Origin of the sequence: Photobacterium japonica, from assembly GCF_050337005.1 — a bacterium.
Classification (GTDB): domain Bacteria; phylum Pseudomonadota; class Gammaproteobacteria; order Enterobacterales; family Vibrionaceae; genus Photobacterium; species Photobacterium japonica.
In genome coordinates, this window is the sequence record NZ_JAKJSN010000049.1 from 26,082 (window position 1) to 45,916 (window position 19,835).

General features: G+C 49.8%; 16 protein-coding genes. 3 read left to right on the top strand and 13 right to left on the bottom strand.

Translation table 11 applies throughout. The features are described 5' to 3' along the window. Nucleotides 1–2: 2 nt before the first annotated feature. From tssE to tagH, 13 genes are all read right to left on the bottom strand, one after another. On the bottom strand, nt 3–476 hold the full coding sequence (gene tssE / locus L4C36_RS17850) for a type VI secretion system baseplate subunit TssE (RefSeq protein ID WP_428479158.1): 474 nt from the start codon (nt 474–476) through the stop codon (nt 3–5). 12 nt (nt 477–488) lie between these two features. After that, nucleotides 489–1,292 carry a type VI secretion system accessory protein TagJ gene (locus tag L4C36_RS17855; RefSeq protein WP_428479159.1) on the bottom strand — a complete coding sequence of 268 codons (804 nt, stop codon included), beginning with the start codon at nt 1,290–1,292 and terminating at the stop codon, nt 489–491. A 12-nt stretch (nt 1,293–1,304) separates the two neighbouring features. After that, complete coding sequence (gene tssC / locus L4C36_RS17860; protein WP_428479160.1) at nt 1,305–2,834, bottom strand: type VI secretion system contractile sheath large subunit; 1,530 nt, start codon at nt 2,832–2,834, stop codon at nt 1,305–1,307. A 64-nt stretch (nt 2,835–2,898) separates the two neighbouring features. Further along, nucleotides 2,899–4,392 (bottom strand): type VI secretion system contractile sheath large subunit, encoded by a 1,494-nt coding sequence (gene tssC / locus L4C36_RS17865; protein WP_428479161.1) that lies wholly within the window; start codon nt 4,390–4,392, stop codon nt 2,899–2,901. Then, nucleotides 4,389–4,901: a type VI secretion system contractile sheath small subunit gene (tssB, locus tag L4C36_RS17870; RefSeq protein ID WP_428479162.1), complete on the bottom strand. Its 513-nt coding sequence runs from the start codon at nt 4,899–4,901 to the stop codon at nt 4,389–4,391. The genes tssC (L4C36_RS17865) and tssB overlap by 4 nt, the downstream gene beginning before the upstream one ends. A 58-nt stretch (nt 4,902–4,959) precedes the next feature. Next, complete coding sequence (gene tssA / locus L4C36_RS17875) at nt 4,960–6,063, bottom strand: type VI secretion system protein TssA (RefSeq protein WP_428479163.1); 1,104 nt, start codon at nt 6,061–6,063, stop codon at nt 4,960–4,962. Between the two features lie 57 nt (nt 6,064–6,120). Then, nucleotides 6,121–6,915, bottom strand: a complete 795-nt coding sequence (locus tag L4C36_RS17880) for a PP2C family protein-serine/threonine phosphatase (RefSeq protein WP_428479173.1) — start codon at nt 6,913–6,915, stop codon at nt 6,121–6,123. A gap of 14 nt (nt 6,916–6,929) precedes the next feature. After that, nucleotides 6,930–7,604, bottom strand: a complete 675-nt coding sequence (gene tagF, locus L4C36_RS17885; RefSeq protein WP_428479164.1) for a type VI secretion system-associated protein TagF — start codon at nt 7,602–7,604, stop codon at nt 6,930–6,932. Beyond that, nucleotides 7,604–11,152, bottom strand: a complete 3,549-nt coding sequence (tssM, locus tag L4C36_RS17890; RefSeq protein WP_428479165.1) for a type VI secretion system membrane subunit TssM — start codon at nt 11,150–11,152, stop codon at nt 7,604–7,606. Before tssM ends, tagF begins: the two co-directional genes overlap by 1 nt. A gap of 20 nt (nt 11,153–11,172) precedes the next feature. Beyond that, complete coding sequence (gene tssL / locus L4C36_RS17895) at nt 11,173–12,471, bottom strand: type VI secretion system protein TssL, long form (protein ID WP_428479166.1); 1,299 nt, start codon at nt 12,469–12,471, stop codon at nt 11,173–11,175. A gap of 30 nt (nt 12,472–12,501) precedes the next feature. Next, nucleotides 12,502–13,830 carry a type VI secretion system baseplate subunit TssK gene (gene tssK / locus L4C36_RS17900; protein WP_428479167.1) on the bottom strand — a complete coding sequence of 443 codons (1,329 nt, stop codon included), beginning with the start codon at nt 13,828–13,830 and terminating at the stop codon, nt 12,502–12,504. A 31-nt stretch (nt 13,831–13,861) separates the two neighbouring features. Further along, nucleotides 13,862–14,323 (bottom strand): type VI secretion system lipoprotein TssJ, encoded by a 462-nt coding sequence (tssJ, locus tag L4C36_RS17905; protein WP_428479168.1) that lies wholly within the window; start codon nt 14,321–14,323, stop codon nt 13,862–13,864. Between the two features lies 1 nt (nt 14,324). Further along, complete coding sequence (gene tagH, locus L4C36_RS17910; protein WP_428479169.1) at nt 14,325–16,313, bottom strand: type VI secretion system-associated FHA domain protein TagH; 1,989 nt, start codon at nt 16,311–16,313, stop codon at nt 14,325–14,327. 326 nt (nt 16,314–16,639) lie between these two features. On the opposite strand from tagH, the gene L4C36_RS17915 reads away from it, so the two are divergent. The 3 genes from L4C36_RS17915 to L4C36_RS17925 all read left to right on the top strand — a co-directional run. After that, complete coding sequence (locus L4C36_RS17915) at nt 16,640–18,685, top strand: serine/threonine-protein kinase (RefSeq protein ID WP_428479170.1); 2,046 nt, start codon at nt 16,640–16,642, stop codon at nt 18,683–18,685. A gap of 95 nt (nt 18,686–18,780) precedes the next feature. Then, nucleotides 18,781–19,125 (top strand): hypothetical protein, encoded by a 345-nt coding sequence (locus L4C36_RS17920; protein WP_428479171.1) that lies wholly within the window; start codon nt 18,781–18,783, stop codon nt 19,123–19,125. Nucleotides 19,126–19,381: 256 nt separating this feature from the next. After that, on the top strand, nt 19,382–19,835 hold a 454-nt coding region (locus L4C36_RS17925; RefSeq protein WP_428479172.1), incomplete at its 3' end, for a hypothetical protein.

Sequence of the window (19,835 nt, forward strand, 5' to 3'; positions counted from 1 at the left end):
AGTTACGACTCATTAATGCGGATGCCCAAACAAACGGGTTCAACTTCCGAATCAAAAATAACCTCTTCTGGCTCCGAAGTGGCATGGAATAAGGCATGGATACGCAAACGTAAGATCCGATCAAGGGGCTGATCATCCCCCACCACGGATACCGCAACATCTGAAAAACGGGGTTCAAACTTGCGGATCGTACTTTCAATGATCTGACACAGCACTTGACGCCCATCTTTACTGCCCAACGACATGGAGGAAAAATCGGGTAGTCCGTAAGACAACAACGAGCAATCTAACTCCGGGTAATGCTCAGACCATACATGCCAATGCACTTTGGCATTGAGCAAATTTTCCAAGTCTCTGCGCACGCTGTGGCGCATATCCCGCCAGGTAAACGGACGGGATAGGGATTGCGGATTTTCAGGGGCATCATCAAGTAACCGGTCAAGCAGTGAAGGCACTAACGGCTGACTGGTTTTCATGTTTCTGTCACCTTATGCCACCGTGGATGCGCTATCTGTCGTCGCACACCTTATTTGCGAGAGCACCAATGCTTCTTCACCAAACAGCACCATTTTCAACCCAGTGCCCACACACACTTCTGTGCCCAACACCTCACACCAGTCCGTTTCACGGCCGAGTTTTTCTGCATCACTCTGGCTGCCGATGTAGGTCATAGGAATGAAGGCTTCACCACATAAACCGCCCTCAATTTCGATATCGACTTTGCGCCAGACTTGCTCGATCAACGAACTGACAGGCAAAATTTCCAATCGCTGCACGGCATCAAACGGGACCAAATAATAGTTACCGTCAGTGCCAAATAATTCGAGGAAACCCGCCAGTGAATCGTCCAAATCCCGCAGTTCACTGTTCGTCTGACCATCAATGTTCATCGTGACAGGTTGGCGATGTGCTTCTATCTGATGCGCCCACGTCACCACATCTTCAGCCTGCTTTTCACGCAGGGCTAAACGCAGCTGCAGCATCGCGGAAAACGCATCATCCACCTCACGTACCAAGGTGGCGGTGGCTGCCCCTTGTTCAAAATCGAGACGCGATTGCGCAGCACGCAGTAATTGGCGAATATTGACGGCCCCAACGAGGCAATCCGGATATTGTTTGATCAATAAATTAAGCTGCTTGTCGGCACGTTCAAACTGCCCATCAATACAAAGCAATTCAATGAAACTGCTGCGCAACTCAATATCTTCCGGGTTGTCTTTTAATTGCGTAGCAACATAAGTAATTGCCTCAGATAATTTTGCTTCCTGCAACAATGCTTTTAATGCGTTCATGGATAACCCTTCCTAATTATTTTGTGACGACAACTCGGTAATTAACCGGATACTCGATACCATTTGGTCCAATTGAAAATGTGGCCGTAAATGAATAATCGAATAATAATGACCCGACTGACCGGCTTTTTCTTTTACCCTAATCCGCGCTTCATTGAGCGGATAGCGCGAACGCACTTCATCAGACGCATCTTCTGTGGCGGTGGTATATTGTAAAATCCATTGCTGGAATTCACGTTCAATACTGTCTGCCGTACTGTGTGCCCCCACTTTTTCGCGTCCCATCACTTTGATATAGTGAGCAAAACGTGACACACATAAAATATATTGCAGCATGGAGGACAAACGGGCATTCACCTGCGCCCCCAACACATCGTAATGCTTGGGTAAATTGACCGATGCATTACTGAAAAAGACCAAGTACTCACTGTAAGGCACCGGTGAGACAGGGATGAATCCACTGTCAGATAACTGTTTTTCTAACCGGTCGCCCACCTGCAAATCAATCGACGGCTTACTCAGACGCGTGCGGCGTGACGTCACATAGGACGTCGTCGGCAAATTAAACACTAAGCCACGCTTAAATTGACTCGGTTGTAAGCCTCGGATCTGGCTGAACCAGCCCGATTCGGTAAACGCCCGAAGGGCAACCGCGGCAAAGCCATAGGCTGCGTTACCCCATAGGTGATCGCGTTTTGGGTCTTCAATGGTTTCCTTGAAGTAAAACCCTTCCCTACGCGAACCATCTTGCTCATATGGTGCCCGCATTAACACATGCGGTAACGCTAACCCTAAAAAGCGAGAATCTTCCATTTGACGTAAACTGCGCCAATTTCTATATTCAATTTGTGAAAACTGTGCCTGAATATCATTCACGTTAGCCAAATCAGCATAATGATCCACACCAAAAAATGACGGCGCTGCCCCTGTTACAAAAGGCGCAAAAGCGGCCGCGGCGGTATTACATATACCTCTTAGTGTGTCGATATCGTTATAATGAATACCCGGCTTTGGTTTGTGTGAAACATGATAATCCCCGATTAACAAACCAAACGGTTCGCCCCCCGGCATATTTAATTCATTATTATAAACAAGACGGAATAAGTCACTCTGGTCAAAGTCAATTGCGCGACCGATATCTCGACTTAATTCTTTCCACGTCAAATTCAGGACTTTTATTTTACAGCTAAGTTCATTATCAAACTCAGACATTTGTTCGGTTAAATACAGCAACCCACGCCAACTGGCTTCCATTTTTTGAAAACTGTCGTGGTGTAAAATAGTATTGACCTGATCGTTAATACGCGTGTCTATCGCTTTGATCGCGCGTAATAACAACAATCGGATGCTGTCTTTGGTACAGGTTGACCAACAAAACTCACGGTCTTTTTCCAACCAAATACGCAATGCCCAGAAGTCATCATCCTTTGCTAAGAATTGATCGATCACATCGGTTTGGGCATACCACGCATCGTCATTGTGTGTTGTCTGATCATTACTGGCAAGCTGCTCAGCATCAATGAAGTGAAGCGTTGACTGCATGTATTCGACATCCTGTCTGGCGAGAGAAGCAGGTGATAGTCACCTGCTTCTTGAGGGTGGGCGCTTAGTGGCCGATTTCCGGAATTTTCGCCACAAGACGCAGCGACGTGGTGAGTTCTTCCATTTGCAACCATGGGCGTAGCCATGCAATCGCATTATACGCACCTGGCTGACCGGGGATCTCTTTCACCTGCACTTTCGCTGCAGCCAATGGGTATTTCGCGCGGATCTCCTGACCGCCCCCTTCCGCCGCATTCACGTAAGTCAAAATCCAACGGTTTAGCCAGCTTTCCACGTCTTCCGCTTCCATGAAGCTACCGATCTTGTCTCGCGCCATCACTTTCAGGTAATGGGCAAAACGCGAGGTCGCCATGATGTAAGGGAGACGCGCTGAAATCGCGGCATTCGCCGTCGCTTCAGGGGAATCCATAATCACAGGCTTCTGCGTTGTTTGTGCACCAAAGAACACCGCGTAATCGGTATTTTTGTAGTGACACAATGGCAGGAAGCCCAATTTACCCAATTCCGACTCACGGCGATCGGTAATGCCAATTTCCGTCGGGCATTTCATGGCCGGATCACCTTCATCGCTGACATACATGTGAGAAGGCAAGTTCTCAACACGGCCACCGCCTTCTGCACCACGGATCGCCGTACAGAATCCGTACTTAGAAAACGCCTCTGTTAAGCGCGTACCTAACATGTACGACGAGTTCATCCAGCAGTAATCTTCGTGATCAACACGCTGTGATAGCCCAGTGATCGGGTCAAGCGGGAATTCTTCATATCTGAATTCTTCGATCGGTGTCGTTGTTTCGCCGTAAGGTAAGCGTGCCATGACGCGTGGCATGGTCAATGTCACGAAACGCGAGTCTTGGCTTTCACGGAACGCACGCCACTTGCTGTATTCCACCGAATCAAACAGTTTTTCTAAATCACGCGGTTTGTTGACTTCGTCCCACTCGTCAAAGCCAAACAAGTTCGGCGACGCAGCCGACAAGAATGGCGAGAAGCCCGCAGCGGCGACATTCGACATCAAGGTCAAGGTTTCGATATCTTCAGGGTGATTGGTAAATTCATAGTCACCGATCAGCGCACCATACGGTTCGCCGCCCGGCGTACCGAACTCGGCTTCGTACACTTTTTTGAAAATCTGGCTTTGATCAAACTCGACCGCTTTGCTCAAATCCTTATGCACTTCTTTCTTGCTGATATTGAGCATACGGATTTTTAACGTTTGACCGGTTTCAGACTTGTGCACTAAGTGGTGCATGCCACGCCAACTGCCTTCCAATTTCTGGAACTGTTCGTTATGCATGATTTCGGCAAGCTGGACAGACAGCGCGTTATCCAACGCGGCAATCGCTTCACGGAAGGTGATCGTCAGGTTTTTATTCCACGTGACCGTGCCTTTTAGGGCTTCTTCCGTCAACGTGCGTATCAACTCTTCCGCGCGCGCGCTTTCGGTTTGCTTGGTGGCCGAAATCGCCTGCTCAAGCAATGAGCTGGTCTGTTCTTCAACAGCGGCATCTAACGCCTCTGAGATTGGCTGACTCATTCTGCTGGCTCCTTCTTCCCTTGATTCAATTCGTCCGATAATTTTTGCAGATCTTCGGTGTTGCTGAGGACGGTTTCCAACAGATTCTCAAGTTCTTCAGAGCGGTCAACTTTGGTCATGAGATCGCGCAGCTTGTTACGGGTTTCCATCAGCTTACGCAGCGGTTCAACCTGGTTCACAATCGCCGCAGGTTCAAAGTCTGACATTGACGAGAAGTTCAAGCGAACGTCTAGCTCGCTATCGTCATCCGATAACTTATTATCCACACGCAGTTTCAATCTCGGGTTCATGCGGTTCAGAACATCATCGAAATTATCACGATCAATCTGAATAAAACGACGGTCTTTGATCGGCTTTAATGCATCGATATTTTGACCCGCAAAGTCCCCCATGACCCCAACTACAAAGGCTAGCTCTTTCTTAACGCTAGCCCCTTCGGTTTCGATATCATAGGTAATGTGTACCCTTGGCTTACGTACCCGTGATAACTTCCCGTGGATACTTCCCATATTGCTCTCCCTATTATTTACATCTTACTTTGATCATTCGCCAACGAACGCCCAAACATTATGAATCATGATTTTCCGGCACTATACCCACTAAGCGGAAATACCCTTTTCTTGCATCGCCATCTGCGATCAGCTCCTCAAGGAGATCCGGCAATGACATATCACTCCAACGCACAACCTGATCAATGCCATAGGCCATGGGGGAATGTGGTTCGGTTTTTTTGAAAAATTCCGCGATCTGTTTCAGGTTATTGATCGCTTCTTGACGCGAATTCAGTTGCACCACTAAATGGGCGGCGGCCGTTTGGGGCGTAGGGGTATCCCCCTCCCCGTCCGTCTCAATCATCACGTCTTCGACAGGCAAGGGTGCCGCCGCTTTCAACTTGTCTTCAGCGAGGTACTGCACCGCATCTAAACACGCTTGCATCCGCTTGGTGATCTGCGAACTCGGCAAAGAGGATTGGCTGGCTTCATCCATCGCAACCACCAATTGATTGAAACTCGCGATGGCTTGTTCAATATCGTGATGCAGTTGGACATAGAAGCTCGCATCCGTCGCTTTCACGGCATCCAGCACCTTTTTTAGATCCATCGCGCCCATGTCGATGCGGTGCTTTTTCTTGTCTTCATCCAGCCGGTCAATTTCTAGCGCTTGCTCGTACTCCCACAGCGAATACGCTTTCTCACCATCATGCTCGGTCAGCGGAATACAGGCGATCGGCAACAACAACGTGCCTTCCCCTTCCACCCCGTTCAGGCCCACAATGGGCGCCATGCGAGTTTCCATCCCGTCTTCATCCGGCATCGGATACAGATCGGTCCAAAACTGCGCAATCAAGGTGGTAGCGGTATCAAATCCGACCTTCAAACCTTGGAAGCCATGATGGCGAGCGAGGGCTTCAATGAACCACGCCGCAAACTCCAAATCTTTGCATTCGGTGGTCAAAATGGTCGGCACGCGATCCAAAATCTCGGTCCAATGGTGAGCGAGACTGAACAGTGGCTCGTTATCCACCAGAGCATGCCGTTCAGCAGCACGGGCGGTATTGCGCACATCCTTCAACGAAAAGTAAGCGGAGTACGGCGACGTATCATGGCGGGGATCATTCCCCGTCGGCGATTCATCACTGATGGCCATCTGTAGTGCTTCAAAATCTATCATCTCGACATCCCTGCCTGTGCCCAGTCCTTTGCGGGTAAGTGTTTCATGCTCTGTGACTTATCCGCGAAACACGGGCACAGTGGCGTCATTAACCGGTGTGCTCAGTCGCTCTTTGGCATCCGTTTCCAAGCAGGTTGCCCGGACCAAAATACACGTCACGTTATCTGAGGCACCACGCACCAACGCGGAATGCATCAAGGCTAACCCTGAATCCGACAGGCTATTGGCCTGCAAACAATGCGCAAGATGTTGATCCGTTAGCTCTTTGGTCAAGCCATCTGAGCACAGCAGGAATTGGTCACCTAACATCAACGGGCCTGACACATGGTCCACCAGCACATCGTCATTGACGCCAATCGCCCGTGTGATCACGTTCGCCAGCGGGTGATTTTCCGCTTCTTCAGCGGCAAGCAAACCTTGCTCCACCATCTCCATCACTTGGCTGTGATCGCGTGAGCACTGAATCAACTGTTGCTGACGCAGCATGTACATCCGGCTGTCTCCCACCCACAAGCAATGGTATTCACCGTTTTGGATGAACAGCACCACGGCGGTGGTCCCCACCGTTTCGCCTTCCATATACCGCTCGGAATAGTCGAAAATCTGCCGGTTTGCGTCATGCAGTGCGTTATGCAGCAAATCCACCGAAATCATGCTGCTCGGCACGGTACGAATATGTTGCTGTACAATATCCACCAACATTTGACTGGCAACATCACCGGCCTGATGCCCGCCCATACCGTCGGCCACCACCCATACGCCCGAATCGGGACAATCTAACAATGCATCTTCGTTATACGCACGTACTTTGCCTGGGTGGCTCTGTGCATAAGAAAAATAACGCCAATCTATACGGTTCATGGTTTCTACCAACCCCATTTCGCCCAGTCGCCGTCCATCATGGCAGCAAACTGGCTCACCAGCGGTAACCCACTGGTGATTAACATACATCCAGGCAAACGCGCGGAACCCGCGGTCCACCAAATACAATAACGATCAAACTGTTCTCGGTACGTCGCATGCAACAGATGGTTTGCGTGTAATTCGTCATCACACAGCAACACATACTGCTGACTTTGCTCCGCACCTTGCTGAATGGCCGGCAATTCAGAGGCAACGTCCGGTAACCATTCCGCTTTCTTTACTTCCTCTCCCCAGCACTGAATATCATTGTCATCATCCAGCACTTTGAAGATCTGCTCTTCGGTCTCATTGCACCACTGACGCTGATGCCAATACATCACCGGAGGCCCTTCCACCTCGGCCGCTAACGTCAGGAAAAAATGCCGCCCGACTTGATCAATGCTCGGCATCAGGGTGCCCACCATGCCACTGCGACCACAGGCCCCCGGAGAGAGGGCAAAGTGCCACACAGGGCTGGTGAGGTAACAATCCGCCCACTCTTCCCCCAGTTGCTCCCGACTCACAGCCAGAATGGCTTGTTGCCATTCACTCCAACTGTCAACGAACGCACTGGGTAATTGCTCTTGTAAAAAATCGCCACGGGTAGGCACTTTGCCAAAATAGCCAAATTGCCCCATTACAATTTCTCCGGCACGCCAAAGCGCTCGATATCATCCAACCAGAACGGGTTGGTCACACTGTTTGGCAGCAGTTTCAATGTCACACGATTCCCTTTGTGCTCTAGGTTAATTAACTTGTCAGAGCGGGTTTTCGGACGCTGTTTCGCCGCATTATCCAGCAGGCGGAACAAGCCCCAGCTACCCGGATAATTCTTCGTGATCGAATGCCCAGAACGCGGTGGCGTAAAGACCAGACGGATCGGGGTAGACTGGCTACGGTCCGGCCAGCTGAACGTCGTCATACGCGGCGGCTCATGGCGGTAGATCATTTCCTGATCACCAAACTCAAACTTGAAGTTGCTGATATGTTTGTCCAACGACACCGGCGTTAAACCAAACTCCACATTGGCCTGCTTACTGCCCGATGGGAAAAAGGCATCACGAATGCGCCGTGCCCGTTGGAACACCACCAGCGATTGATCGCTCAAACCCATATTTTTGGTGAAGCGCCAGCGACGCTTCGACGTATCAACGAAGGACGACAGATGCTGATCAAAGAAGCTGTCCATTACGCCGCCGTGACCAAAGAAGTCACCAAAGTCTTTCATCTTCACTTCTTTTACCGCGCCTTCAGAGAACGGATACTTACCGGCAATCGATGAGCGGTATTGGCGTACCACGGTGTTCTTCCACAACGTGTTCAACTGCACCTTAGAGCCTTGCTTGGCCAGCTTGGAGGTTTGCATCGTGATGTCATCAATCCACAAGGTAAACGGTGCGGGTAGCGCATGTTTCGCTTGTGTCATCGAGCCATTGAACGAGGCTTGCTTGTCCCCACTTAATAAGCTGCGGTAAGCAATTTTCTCTGCTTTTTCCGAATTGCTGATATTGACCAAATGGTTGTGCAGCATGGTGAACGCTTCTTTCAGTGCAAGCAATTCCACTTCACCCACACTCAACAACTCGGTAAAGGCCTCCTCAACCGGCTGCCCAGGCAGGTCAATGTCTATCTCTGGCATGTCGTTGGGTAGATAACGGTTAATGTTGTTTTTCTTTTGCGCCAGCGCCACACTCGCCACACTGCCCGCCACTTCGGTGGCGGCTTTAGCATTGTTGCTCATCGGTAACGCGGTTAAGCGCAATTGCTTTTGCAAACCAACAATCAGGGTTTGTACTGGCTGTTCAGAGCCTGATAGCACACGCGCCTGATACAAGCCGGCATCGACATTGCGGTAAGGGATCAACTCTAAATCCGCCAGCAAGGCTTCCCACACATAGACGTAATCACGGTAGTATTTTTCACTCACTTCCTTGATCACTTCATCACGGGTGCCATCCCCTAAATCAATCTTATCGCCGTAGACCCAGCTGTCTTCGGTCAAGCGTTTCACAATGCGCTGGGTTTCAAGCAAGAAGACGGTGTGGAAGCCACTGTAGGTGTACAAGCTCGGGATCCCTTCGCTGAGCGGTACACCGCTGGCGCGCTGGAAAATTTTACGGCTATGTGCCCCTAACAAATCCGTGATCCGAAAATCAGGCACGTTGCTCTTGCTGAACTCGACTTTCAAACGCTGGTAAGCACGCTCCGCGAGTGACATATTGGTCAATTCATGGCGGGCGGCAAGGATCACGTCTTCATCTTGCGTCACACCATTCAGACCGGCTTTTAGCAGGTTAACGGTATGCGCCATGAGTGACTCACGCAGCGATAGGTTGATGTCTCCAGGGAACGTACGATCAAAGTACAATGAGAACCAGCTCAGTACCTGTGACTCGTCATATTTCTCTTCATCAAACAACATCAAGTACGCTTTCAACGTTTCGTACAGGTATTCCAAGTGCTCACGGTTTGCCGTCATATCGTCATGCATGGCATTGAGCAAAAACGGCGCCAAGTAACCTTGCAGGCCACGATCGTAAGCGGCAACAGCCGGTTGGCCGAGCTTCTCCCCTTGGTACAGACCCGCATGTTTAAACGCTTCTTCATTGATCTTGTTGCCACTGTAACCGGCCGGTAAATCACGCAAGGCATTCAAAGCCTGCGTTAAGGTGATCACATCGGTATCCGGTGTCAGTTCCGGTGCCACAATTTCTTGATAGGTCGCCACGGCCACAGACGCGTCATCCACCAAGGATTTGTTCCAACTGTAGCTGGTGAACCACAAGGCACCCATCGCCACCATCGCGGCACAACTGGTGGCTAATACGCCACGACGTAACCACAGGTTCTGCTTCTGGTGATGACGGTTCACAGAGCCAATGTACTGCTCAGGGAAAATGACATCTTCAAACAAACGCTTGATGAAATAACCGTTGGTTTCGCCCCCCGGCTGTTTCAGTGGCACTTGCCCTAAACCTAAGCTGCCTGAGGTTTCCGCCATCACACGGTCAATAGGCACCCCTTCTTGTGTCGCACTGGCAATGTACACACCACGCAACATCGGGGCTTCTTCAAATGAGTTCGGTACAAAGATTTCTTTGAGGAAGTCATCTGCAGCGGATTGGATCAAACGCAGTTGCTTTGGAAATTCATAAATCAGGGTACGCTTGTCGATATCACGGGTTTGCTGCATACGATCATTCATGCGGCTCACCAAACGCTCTAACAAGTGGTGGAATTCTTTGTTGAACATGCCCACCACACCGCGTTCCGCATCCGCGGCATGCTCAGGGAAAGTGATCCCCCATACTTGCTCGCGCTGATCGGGCGTGAGATCGGAAAAGTACTCACTAAAACCCGCGACTAAGTCGGCTTTGGTCATCACCACGTACACCGGGAAATGCATCCCCAGTTGGTTTTTCAGCTCCTGAATACGTTGCTTGATCGCACGGGCATGCAAGTTACGTTCGGTACGTGTTTGGGTCAGCAAGCTCACCAAACTCACGGTCACAATTGCCCCGTTGATCGGGCGACGGGTACGGTATTTTTTCAGTAACCCCAGAAAGCCTAACCAGGCACGGGCATCTTGCTCACTGTTACTGTCTTGGGTGGTATAGCGGCCTGCGGTATCAATTAACACCGCTTGGTTAGTGAACCACCAATCACAGTGACGCGTTCCGCCCACACCGGCGAGCGGATCATTGCCCAACTGATCTTTGAGTGGAAATTCCAACCCCGAATTGTGCAGCGCGGTGGTTTTACCGGTGCCCGGAGGACCAATTAAAATATACCAAGGCAGTTGGTACACATTTTTGCCACGGCTTGAGCTATTGAGCACCGACATGGCTTGAACAATGCGATCGCGCAGGGTGTCAATTTCACGCTGTGACGCTTCATCCGCCATCGCGCTGTCATCATTGCCGTCTAAGAGGGACTGCACCGCTTTTTCATTCTGCTGCTTCTTACGGGCCAGATGGAATATATTGACCATCCCCCAGATCAGGGCCAGCAAAAGCAGTACCGATAAACGTGACACCGAGCTCGCCAACGGCTCCGCCCCGGCGATAGCCACCAATGGCCCACCAAACCAGATCAAGACTGAAATCGCCAGTAGGCCTAATAAAGACACCGCCCACTTCGAGCTCAACACCTGCCCAATACGTCTGAACATTCCTTTTTTGAACATGACTTCCGTCCGATCCCTGATTATAAGAAGAGTAAGTCGATCTCTACCCGGCGATTGCGCGCCCGGTTTGCTTCACTGTCATTCACTTCGCGTGGCTTAGAATCCCCTAAGCCCTCCGGCCATAAACGGCCGTGCAAATCGGTGCCCATTGCCATGCGGTTCGCGACGGCGGTTGCACGTGCCAACGAGAGGTGCCAATTAGACGGGTACTTACTGGTAAAAATAGGCCGGTCATCGGTGTGGCCGGTGATCATGATGCGGCCGTCTGTCGTTTCCAGCGCACGCGCAATTTTCGACAACACAGGGACCACACTTTCTTGTACTTCCGCACTGCCCGAGGCAAAGAGCTCACTGGACTTTAAGATGACCCTGACGCGGTCGGGTAACTCCACCAACTCCACGCTACCGCGCTCAACCTCGGTTTGCAGTAGTTGCTGCAACCGTAACGAGGCCGGATCCGCGGTGTCGACCACTTGCTGCGCTTGGGGCTCCCAACGTGCCAGCGAATTCACCTGATTGAAGACTTTGTTGGAGTAGTCATTAATGTGGTAGTTAAAGCCCATGTACATGGCCAAAATAAACACCGAAAACACCGAGACCGACACCCATAACGGCATATCATTGGTCGGTTCTACCCCTTGTAATACGGCATTTTTCCACCCCGGAGACAGATCCGGCTCAGAGTCACCATGCAAGCTTTTCAGTGCTTGATAGACTTGCTCGCGGTAGTTTTCTAACTTATCGATACCGCGCTCTTCCAAGCGCATCTTGCCGACAAAACCCAGCGATAAGCACATGTACTGCAGCTCGAGCAGCTGCTGATTACTGCGCGGATCGGTCAATGCACGATCAAGCAGGGTATAAAAATATTCACCGCCGAACGTTTCGCCATGAAACGTCGACAATAAGCTTTCAATCGACCAAATCGACTGACCGCCCCAAACGGTATTGAGCACGGTTTCATCAATGAAAGAACACATGCAATAGCGTGCCGCTTCAATTTTGTCGCCACTGACCGATAACGAACGCAAGCGCATTTCATAATCACGGATTTTTTCAATACAGCTTTGCTGCAAAAAACCGACATCACTGTGATTACTGGTGCTGCGAATTTGCCCTACAATCGACAACAAGCCCCCGGCTTCTTCCACCAGCGGATTTTGCCCGAGGGGTTGTACGCGACGCTGTTGCCCGCTCGGTTTCACTTTGGTCAAGACCAACGTTTGATCGCCAGCGCTTGTCTTCGTGGCTGACGATTTCGTGTCTTGCCCTTTACCACGGACTCCCGGGCGAGGTTTTACTAAGGTAGCCTCAGACATTGTTATCAATCCTTGCTGTTCGCATCATGCCTAATCATTAATCGCCCATAACTGCATATCGAGATCAGGGTATTTCCCTGATAAATGCAGTGCGATACCGCCACTGGCGCTCAATCGCTTCCAATAGTCATGGTGCTTATCCAATTGGAAGTAGTGATAGCCCGCGTGATAAGGGATCTGGCGAGGGGCAACCGGTAAGGCCGCCGTCGAAATACCGGGTAATTGGTTATTCACCAAATCACGAATATGTTCCACAGGGCCAATTTTGATTTGAGCCGGGAATCGGCGACGCAATTCCTCGGTTTCCACACTGGCTTTCACGGCCAAGACGAACGTGGCACGCTCCAGCAGGGCTTTATCTGCCACGGGCGCCACGCGGATCCCAAATTTGGTCGATTCAATCGGCAATTTCACGGCCGTTTGTTCCAGTACCGAGCTCATGAACTGGTTAAGCACAACCATCAAGCTCCCCATCACCGTGGTGAGATCATCATGCAGGTAGACAGGTAATTCCGGGGGACGCTTACGCTCACACGAAAAGGTCGATAACTCACCGGCCATGGTCAACAATTGCTGACACAGTACTTCGGGATGCAAGCCTTCCGTGGTATCGAAATGACGTATCAGCGGCTCATAACGGTTGAGCATTTGCAGCATTAAGAAATCGGCAATCGAACTGGCTGACCCTTGCCCTTGGCTCAAGCGGTTCGCGATGGTATCGGCACGCAATTTGATCATGCCGCGCAGCTCTGCAATACAGCGCTTCAACACCGGGTTTTTCTGTGCGTTTAAGCTCGGCGGAATGAATTTGTCATCGGTAATAACGCGGCCTTCTTCCGTCACCTCAATGATGCGCGCGATAGGGATCGCGACATAGCCGGATAAGCTTTCACTGGATAATTTCAGTTCGACACTCATTTGCGATAACTGCAACACTTCGGTCGCATCAGGGCCAATCAGCGAATCAACCACTTCGTGATCATCAAACCGATAGCGGGTGACCTGCGCGCTGTCTGCGGGGCTGGTATTGACCGTGCCGGCTTTTTCGATCGGCACCGCCAAATACACTTTTTGATCCCGCACGCTTTTATCCACGGTGATCGCATGCGGACGGGGTTCACGTTTAGGCAGCAGCACAGCGCTCCCATCCGGCATCATGGCCGAGACGCGCGCGACCCCAAACTGACTGTGATTGAGCAGAGGCTCATCAATTTGCAACTCATTGATACCCCAAAAATAGGGTGAATGATGGCCCACTACTTGCGCCAATTCATTTAATAAGAAACGTTCTTGCTGCTGGAAATGCTGAGGCCGCAAAAACATCCCCTCGCTCCAGGCAATACGGCTTACATCACTCATACTCTTATTTCCTTCATTGACGCTTTTTCAGTTACTCGTTGACGTAAACCGACAGCTCACCAACCAGCACGTCATATTTGTCATAGCCCGAAGTATCGATTTCGATCACTTCACGCCAACGGGCGTTCTCGAGGTCTTGATATGCCACCAGAATGCCGGCATAACGCGTCCCCGGAGACAGGGTTAAGTCATACGTCTGCTTCGCACCCGGCGAGAATTCAAATTCATTTTTGGTGATCAAATCTGGCCCAAGCACATTTTTTGCCTCGTCATACAGGGCAAAAAAGTCTTGGCTGTCGAACAAGGTGCGCGATGACAATTCAAACACTTTCACCACAACCGGTGATGGACGCCCTTCCCTATCCGGGTTCACATCTTTCGCCACATCAAAGTTCAACGTGCTATATGGGTCGACCAGTAGCGTACAGCCGCCTAAAAACAACGCCGCCACGACAGCCATACCTGCCCCTTTCCACACTTTCTTCATGCCCATCCTATTTCCCCCCTTTCAAATACGCTTCGTAAGCTTTCACGAAATCTTCCGCATAAAACGAATGCTTTGCGCTATCCAAATCACTGTTCAACCGTTCATACATTTCGACATACGCGGCCCAGCTTTGTGCTTTCTGACTGCCAGATGCCATGCGGCCAAAGAACGACGGCTCTCCGGCACCACGGGAAATAGAGTCCGGTGACAGCTGTTTCATCATGCTCTGTACCGATCCTTCCACCCCTGCTAATAACGCTTGCTCATGCTGTTTAATGTCGTCAAACGCTTCATTGATCGCCCTTTCTGGCGTCAGGAAGCTCGCGCTCTTGCGGTTGTACAAGTTGTGAATCGCATCTTCGACAGACGCTGAAAATTTCAGTGGGTTGTTTTCCTGGCGCTTGAACAAAGTTTGATTCAAGCGATTGTTTTGTTTAAACGCTGAACGCTGGTGCAAGCTGTCCATCAAACCGGTCATGAGCAATTGCATCGATGCCCCCATCTCAAACCACCACTGCTCTGCGTGTTGATCCGGTACCATGGTGCTATCAATGCCCAATCCTTCAATAAAGGACGCTAATGCTTGGGCTGAGGCATCGCCATCCAATAGCGGATGCGGTGCCGAACGTTGTGCGGCGGGTTGCGGTGTTGACGTTGGCGTATGGACAGGCTGTCGTGGCGCAGCTGATCGTGAAACCGGTGCACTTGAGACCGGAGCACTTGACGCAGGCTGCGATAACGTTCGCGGTTGCGATACCGCGGGTTGTGCAGCGGGTTGTGCAGCGGGGGTCGCAGGACGCGCAACCGGCTGAGGGGCACGTTGTGGGGCCAGCGCGACAGTTTGCTGAACGGGGGCCGGTGCACGTTCAGGATCGGGCGACGCTAAATCAAATTCATCTTCTTCCACATAAGCAGGCTCAGGTGCTGAGACGGCCGCGGTGGGTTGAGGCGCGCGTTGTTGTGGTGCAGGCGTTGGCGCGACGACACGGGCAACAGGTTGTGATGGCACGACCACAGGTTCTGGCTCTGGTTCTGGTAACACAACGTCAGGGATCGGCGCGGCAGCCTTCGCGAGCACAGGCTCTTTAGCCACAGGCGGGGTAACAACGTTTTCTTTAACCATCGTTGCTTTAACAACGGGTTTTTCAGCAACACGCGCTTCAGCAATGCGTTCTTCAACGACGGGGGCATGAACAACCGGCGCTTCAACAACGGGTGCCTCAACAACCGTGTCAGCCAACACAGGGGCATCCACGGTATCGACCATCGGCTCAGCCACAGGAGCGGTAACGGGCTCTACCGTGCGTGCAGGTGGAACGTCAGATGACGAATCACCCAACAGGTTGTCACTCCAATTTTCAGGAATGGCAAGGGGGGCTTCTTCATCGTCAAACGCGGAAGCCGGGTCTTGCTGACGATCGGGCGCTATAAAATTGTCCTCCAAATCGCCAATAAACAGTGACGACGACGACGGTGCACCAACAGGGGTATCAAACAATCCCCCTTGTTGCACCGCTTGCGACGACGCAAGCTGATCGGTGCGAACGCCAAAGTCCCACTCTTCCGGTACGGATTGTGAAACGGGTTCGGCTGGCATCGCCGTCTGTGCGGGTGCATCAACGGGTATGTCAGCTAACGGCGCATCCATTTGCGCGGATGCAACCTCGCCAATCGCCACTTCGATTTCATAATCTCCAAAAGAAATAAAATCGCCGTCACGTAATTCGTATTGATTATCTTTTCCTAACGCCTCAACCGAACGGTTAATAAACAACCCATTGGTTGACGTATCGGTAATAACAAATCCGTTACCTTGACCTTCAATACGGGCATGCTGACCAGAAATGACCCGCTCAGGGTCAGGTAAACACCATTCACACGCTTGTGAACGCCCGATATGCAGCACGGGTGAAACATCATGAAGAGCAATACTTTTCTTTGCTTCTAAATCAGACGTGAAACGATGATAACTTACAATCGAAAGTATCAACTCCATAATAAAAGCACCTATCCATAGATCAAAAAAGACAAACAAATCAGACAATTGAAGAGGGTAGAAATCGAAAAACCACAAAATATTAAGTTAAATTCCTACGACGATGGGATACTAAAAACATCTTTTGCAAATAGCAATCAGTGGGGAAATCAGTGTTCAAAATATTCGTCTGAGTTCATAAAAACACAATGTACGCGTTGCATTAAACGAGAATAAAGTTGTGACTGACCGCAATATCCGATTTATCGTCTAGGCGCTGCTCAGAACTATTGATATTTAATGTACTGGTATTTGCATGAATAAGAATGAGTGGAGCCGACACCAACATGGATCGTTCTAAAAATAGCAAGGATAAACAACCTGTTAACGAAATGACCACACCGAGCAACATTGCCACTAACGATCCATCGTCTGACGATAAGACCCTCATACAAACAACGTCTCCACAGCCGGCCACACCACGCGCCAGCAGTAAGCCGGCCTTGTCTGAAGGACAAGTCATTAATGGTCGCTACAAAATCGAGGCCTTAATTGGTCACGGTGGCATGTGTGATGTGTATCGAGCGACCGATCTCATGCTCAATGCGGCAGGGGTAAACGCGCCGTTTGTCGCACTAAAAGTGCTTCAACAACAGCACCTTGAACAGCAAGACACCGCCAAAGTCCTGATCCGGGAAGCACAAAAAACCCAACGACTCAGCCACCCAAACATTATTCGTGTCTACGATTTCGGGGTCGAAAAACAGGCCCACTTCTTGGTCATGGAATACATTGACGGGGAAACCTTGGAAGAGGTCATTTTACGTTCACGCCCTCGGGGGTTGGGCTTCCAAAAAGCCATGAGTATTCTCGATCAGGTTATTTCCGCGCTGACCTATGCTCATGAACAAGGTGTGGTGCACGCAGACTTAAAACCCAGCAATATTATGTTGACCCGTGAAGGCGTGATTAAAATTTTCGACTTCGGGGTATCTCGTGGTCTGAAATTAAATATTGATCATTACGCGACAGACGTGCAGGACGAAACCAATATCATCAGCGGGTATACGCCGACGTATGCCTCCCCGTCTTTGCTTGAAGGGGAAAAGCCGGAATTAAAAGATGATATCTTTGCATTTAGCTGCATGGCCTATGAATTACTGACCAGCCAGCATCCGTTCCAACGTAAACCGGCTGACGAAGCACAAAAATCCAACCTGACCGCCAGCAAACCCAAACACATAAATGGACAGCAATGGCGTACGTTACGGGCTGGTTTGCATTTCCAGGCTAATAAACGTATTGGCAGCTTCCCTGAATTTCAACAACGCCTGCAAAAGCGCCGCTGGCCGGCCGTCATGGGCACGACCACTGTGATTGCGCTCGCGGCAGCGATGGGGGTGGGCTATCAGTTCTACACCCAACAAGTGAATGATTTCAACGCGCAGATCCACACCCTTGAACAAGAGATCATCGACGACAAATCGTTGACCAAACTGCCGCTGGATAAAGTCGTTAATACGGCGCATCGGTTACCGGCTGACAAAGTGCTACTAAAAGAAGGGTTATTACGCCAGCGTCAATCACAGCTATTGGCGCAGTATGAAGATCAGGTCAACGCCATTCTCAATAACCGTGAAAATCGCTACCCAGACTACTATGCGATTGAAGATAAGCTGAAGGAAGCAAAAGCCCTGTATCCGGACTCGCAATTGCTCACTCATTTATCAGAGACCATCACACACAACTGGCAATCAGCGACTGAAATGGTGGAAAACCGCCTGATTTCTTTATTGGAAAAAGGCCTTTACTACCCGCAAGAAAATGGGGATGACATTTATTTACTGCTCAGCGATTTGCAATCGATACGCAAAAATTACCTTTTCACGCCAAACAAACAATCCGAAGACGTCTTTACGGATGCGTTTAATACCGCGATCAGCCAACTTGATTTGGCTGAAATTCAGCATTTGTTAAAAATCGGTGAAACCGTCTTTACCCAAAGCGAGCATCACAAACAACTGCTCGCCAAAGGGGAGGTTTTGAAGTCCTCGATTAAAGCGATGGAAGCCTATGACGAGCAACGTAAGGCCGGCAACCAAGCCGAATTCCCGTATAAAGCCGCGGAGTTAATTTATGATAGCAAGTTTCAAAAATTCAATGAAACCCTCCAAAAATTAACCACGGTTACGCAGCTCGATTCGCTGTCTAATTCCGTGCAAGACATGGCAAAGGACGTCCCGATTGACTTTAGTTTGTTAACGCAAATTCGTTTAGCGATGGTCACGAAATACCTGGATTTTGCCGATACTTTCCAGAGTAAAGGGCACCGTCGTTCTGCCGCACGAGTGAAGAAAAAAGCCAATGCACTCTTAGCAAAAATGAACGAGTAGCCAAAATGAACGACGCGGAATAACGCCTCAATATGCAGCCATAGGCGAAGACTCCAACCGAGATTCGCCTTTTCTTTTCTTGTCGGCAGAGACCCATGTTAACGATTGAAAACGCCCTATCCCAAGCCAAATTTGACCGCACTTTACTGGTGAACCCTGTCGGTCTGTGTTTTGTGATCACGGCGGCCAGCCGCCCGTTAGAGAGTGATCCCAGCCAAGCACAAACGCAGTATCGCCACCCTTACCGTGCGAAACAGTTGTTATTGACCCACTCCAACCGCTGGGGCTACCGGTTTGATTTGCGCCATTTGTACCATCAGCTGTGCCCAACCCCCCTTCAACACCACAAGACTCGTGATGACATGGTCAACGAACTCAGCCTGCGCATCGCTCACGGTGAGCTACTGGTGTATAAAGTGCATAATTTTATTGTGCAGTAAAAAGAGAACTCAATACCTTTGATGAAACGATAACTTTAGACCTTGTACATTAATGAGAGCTGCATACAGAACGGTGAAGGTTCAGAAGGGCAAAGTTGGTACGATAAAGCGATTACACTTGGATTTAAACCAGAGGTGTATGAGTCAGAAATTTAATCAATTTACCTAAACGTATCGTATCAGAATAAAAATGAGATAGCTAACACACTAAAAATGAATGACTTTAATTTCAAATGACTATAACGGAACGATTCATATGTCTAATATGAAACAAGAATACCCCATTAACCCTGATTTACCACAAATCATTGACCACAATAACCTTCCYGCTAATACTGAAGAATTAGGTCGTATAACATATAATAATAATCTTTATTTATTTATTAAAAATGTCGATCACTTATCTATTGTTTCACCACGATACTTAGAGCTCCAAACAGGCACGCGATACTATTGTACGCAACATGATTTTCCTATGAAACTTTTGCATTGGCTCAAACCTGCATTATATAACTTCCAGCGTCCCCCCTCACAAGGAGGTCTACATGCAGGAGCAATGCAAAGCAAAGATGAAAATGTAGATGGTGAAATGCTATCAATTATTCGGGCCATGGGGGATGGAAGAAGCATAAAGCCAGGTTATTTTATTTATAATTTTTCCAGAAATAATCACCCGCCAATATATACGGGTGATTATTGTCCTCAATCAC

Bases quoted from the DNA above. Each gene is read 5' to 3' on its own strand.
- tssK (WP_428479167.1), bottom strand. From the start codon at position 13,830: ATGAGTGATGTAAGCCGTATTGCCTGGAGCGAGGGGATGTTTTTGCGG.
- tssE (WP_428479158.1), bottom strand. From the start codon at position 476: ATGAAAACCAGTCAGCCGTTAGTGCCTTCACTGCTTGACCGGTTACTT.
- tssC (WP_428479160.1), bottom strand. From the start codon at position 2,834: ATGCAGTCAACGCTTCACTTCATTGATGCTGAGCAGCTTGCCAGTAAT.
- tssB (WP_428479162.1), bottom strand. From the start codon at position 4,901: ATGGGAAGTATCCACGGGAAGTTATCACGGGTACGTAAGCCAAGGGTA.
- L4C36_RS17855 (WP_428479159.1), bottom strand. From the start codon at position 1,292: ATGAACGCATTAAAAGCATTGTTGCAGGAAGCAAAATTATCTGAGGCA.
- L4C36_RS17915 (WP_428479170.1), top strand. From the start codon at position 16,640: ATGGATCGTTCTAAAAATAGCAAGGATAAACAACCTGTTAACGAAATG.
- tagF (WP_428479164.1), bottom strand. From the start codon at position 7,604: ATGGGGCAATTTGGCTATTTTGGCAAAGTGCCTACCCGTGGCGATTTT.
- L4C36_RS17920 (WP_428479171.1), top strand. From the start codon at position 18,781: ATGTTAACGATTGAAAACGCCCTATCCCAAGCCAAATTTGACCGCACT.
- tssL (WP_428479166.1), bottom strand. From the start codon at position 12,471: ATGTCTGAGGCTACCTTAGTAAAACCTCGCCCGGGAGTCCGTGGTAAA.
- tssJ (WP_428479168.1), bottom strand. From the start codon at position 14,323: ATGGGCATGAAGAAAGTGTGGAAAGGGGCAGGTATGGCTGTCGTGGCG.
- tssA (WP_428479163.1), bottom strand. From the start codon at position 6,063: ATGATAGATTTTGAAGCACTACAGATGGCCATCAGTGATGAATCGCCG.
- tssM (WP_428479165.1), bottom strand. From the start codon at position 11,152: ATGTTCAAAAAAGGAATGTTCAGACGTATTGGGCAGGTGTTGAGCTCG.
- tssC (WP_428479161.1), bottom strand. From the start codon at position 4,392: ATGAGTCAGCCAATCTCAGAGGCGTTAGATGCCGCTGTTGAAGAACAG.
- tagH (WP_428479169.1), bottom strand. From the start codon at position 16,313: ATGGAGTTGATACTTTCGATTGTAAGTTATCATCGTTTCACGTCTGAT.